At 65.6% G+C, this 3,345-nt stretch carries 1 protein-coding gene; it reads right to left on the minus strand.

Annotated elements, in window-relative coordinates:
• Window positions 1-3,345, minus strand: a 3,345-nt coding sequence (locus ACIGKL_RS21935; protein ID WP_397488539.1) for a DUF5801 repeats-in-toxin domain-containing protein, incomplete at both ends; no start/stop codon positions are given.

Raw genomic sequence — 3,345 nt, forward strand, 5'->3', positions numbered from 1 at the left:
GGCGCTGACCACGTTGACCAGGTTGCCGCTGGTCAAGCCAATCGGCGTGCCGTAGCCCCCCGGGAACGGGTTGCCGGACACGTCGTCGTCCGCCGCCGCATTGCTATCCAGCGGATCGACGCCGAGCGATTCGTCCAGGGTTAGTTTGACCTGGCCGTTCAGGGCGAGTTTGGCGCTGGGGCCGTCGTCGTCAAAGCCCAGGATCGAGCTATGGCCATCGGCCAATACTATCTTTTTCGTCGCTGTGACCGAGTCACCGTCGCCATCGACCCGGGTCACGCTGTACTGCAGCCCCAGGCTCGCACCCTGGCCGGTCAGCAACAGATCCAGCTGCTCGTCGAACGCCGTGTTGTCCCCATGCCTGATGGATTCATACAGCGTGGTCTGCAGTTGCGCACCACTGCCGGTATCGACGATTGCCAAACGGAACACCACATCGCCGCCGGCGTCGACGCCGATCACATCCGCACCCTCCATTTCCAGGTGGATGGCGCTGCCGCTGGTGGAAAACAGGTTGGTCGTCAGCGAACCACCCGAGGCGATACCGACAAAGCTCAGGCTGCCACTAAGGCTGGATTCGCCATCGGCGCCAGCACTGCCGGTGACGCTGAACAGGCTTACCAACCCGCCATTGCCAATGTTGGTGGTGACACGCCCCAGGTAATCGCCAGGCGCAGCCGGATCGTCGGTGTTGCCATCGGCCGTTTCGCCCGGAGCGGCACGCTCGGCACCGACGGTTTCGTCCAGATTCATCGACAACCGACTGGCGGCATCGGAGCCTGCGAGGTCAACGTTCAGCGTGGGCACATCGTCCTGCACGTCGATCACGAACAGGCCGCTGGCACCCTGCGGAATCTCCAGAGGGTCGCCGTCGCCATCGGTGATTTTCAGCAACTGGGTGAAGTCGATGCCGAAGGCCCCGTCCGACGACCACAGCTCGTTGTCGTCGCCATTTTGCAGCGGATGGTCGATCGGCCCCTGCAGGGTGAAGGTGAAGTCGCCGTCGATCTCCACCACCAGGCTGAACACCGGATAGCCGCCCGCCGCCGTAGCCGTCAGCGTGGTGCTGAGCAGGTTGCCGGCGCCGTCGAACTGCTCGGTTACCTGGTAAACCAGCGGATCGCCGCCGGAGGTCAGGCCCTGGGCGTCCAACAAGCCCGCGGCAGTGCCCGAATTGACCAGGCCGAAATCGCCAGGACCATCGGCGCCGAAGGCCACCAGCGCAGACAGGCTGGTCGCGCCCAGCGCGGTGCTGACCACCAATGTCTGGTTGCCCGCATCGGGGTTGCCCTGATGGGGGTTGGTCAACTTGTCCTCATGCACCGTGCCGCCCACCGGTGCCGGGGTCTTGATCGTCCAGGTGGCCTGGATATTCACGTCGTTGTAGTCGTTGTCGCTGTCGCCGTTGTTGACGTCCTCCCAGTTCTGGTTGCCGGACGCGGTATTGTCCTGCACATGGGTCTTGCTCGCCGGGTTGAGCGCCGGGTTGTCGAACAGCACCTGGGCGCCGCCGGCGCCATTAAGCGGCTGGCCGTCGGCTACGACCTGCCACTGGCCATCGACGAACTGGAAGCTGACCTCGGTGCCGTCGAGCACACCGTTGAAGGCACCGTTGGGAATGATGAAGAAGCCGATGGAGTCGGGATCCAGCCCGTGCAGGCTGATGGAGTCGCCGACCTCCAGGAAGGTGGTGTTGCCCCACACCAGCACGCCGCTGACGGGCGTGCCGTCGGCCCCCTTGATGTAGTAGCCGTAGCTATTGAGGAAGCTGGCATCGCCGCCCTTGTAGGTCAGGGTCAGGCAGTGATCGAGGCCGCCGTCCACCAATGTGGGCACATCGTCTTCGACATTGACGACGAACAGCCCGCCGGTATCGACAGGCATCTGCAACGGATCGCCGTCGCCGTCGGTGGCGGTGATCAACTGGGTGAAGTCGATGCCAAAGCCCGCCGCAGACGCCCACAGTTCGTCGTCATCGCCATCCTGAACCGGGTGATCGATAGGGCCTTGCAGCTCGAAGCTGAAATCGCCATTGGCTTGCACCACCAGGGTGAACACCGGGTAGCCGCCGGCCGCGGTCGCCGTCAGCGTGGTGCTGAGCAGGTTGCCGTCGGGGTCGTAGGCCTCGGTCACTTCATACTCCAGCGGCTCGCCGCCCGAGGTCAGGTTCTGGCCGCCAGCGCCCAGTAGCGCTTCGGCCGCCGCCTCGTCCACCAGACCGAAACTGCCCGGGCCGTCGGCGCCGAAGGCCACCAGAGCGGCCAGGCTGCCCGCACCGCCTGCGGTGCTGATGCCCAGTGTCTGGCTGCCGCCTTCGGCATTGCCGGTATGCGGATTGCTCAGCAGGTCCTCGTGAACGGTACCGCCCACCGCCGGTTGCTGCGAGTTAGGCTCCTTGAGGGTCGGCACGTCGTCTTCGATATCGATGACGAACAACCCTTGCGCCTCGGCCAATGCGTCCAGCGGGTCGCCGTCGCCGTCGGTCGCGGTGATCAGTTGGGTAAAGTCGATACCCATACCGATAGCCGAGACGAACAGTTCGCCGTCGTCGCCATCCGCCTCGGGATGATCGATGGGACCTTGCAGCTCGAAGCTGAAATCGCCATTGGCCTGCACCACCAGGGTGAACACCGGGTAGCCGCCGGCCGCGGTCGCCGTCAGCGTGGTGCTGAGCAGGTTGCCGTCGGGGTCGTAGGCCTCGGTCACCTCATACTCCAGCGGCTCGCCGCCCGAGGTCAGGTTCTGGCCGCCAGCGCCCAGTAGCGCTTCGGCCGTCGCCTCGTCCACCAGACCGAAACTGCCCGGGCCGTCGGCGCCGAAGGCCACCAGAGCGGCCAGGCTGCCCGCGCCGCCTGCGGTGCTGATGCCCAGTGTCTGGCTGCCGCCTTCGGCATTGCCGGTATGCGGATTGCTCAGCAGGTCCTCGTGAACGGTACCGCCCACCGCCGGTTGCTGCGAGTTAGGCTCCTTGAGGGTCGGTACGTCGTCCTCGATATCGATGACGAAGCTGCCGGCGTCGAAGCCGTCGGCCAGCGGGTCGCCGTCGCCGTCGGTGGCCACCAGCAGGCCGGAGAAGTCCAGCGCCAGGCTGTTATCGCCCAGGGTTTCCGAGTCGATACCATCGTCTTCCGGATGATCCACCGGGCCCTGCAGGGTAAACAGGTAGCTGCCGTCCGGGTTGACCAGCAGGGTGAACACCGGTGCGCCGCCCTCGCCGGCGGTCGCGGTCAGGGTGGTGCCATCGCCGGAAACTTCGTAGAACAGCTCGACGCCGCCCGAAGTCAGGCCCAGGTCCTGCAGGCCGATCAGCGCACCCGGGTCGGTGCTCAGCTGGAAGCCGCCGCG

The organism is Pseudomonas sp. NPDC077186 (genome assembly GCF_044543505.1).
GTDB lineage: Bacteria > Pseudomonadota > Gammaproteobacteria > Pseudomonadales > Pseudomonadaceae > Aquipseudomonas.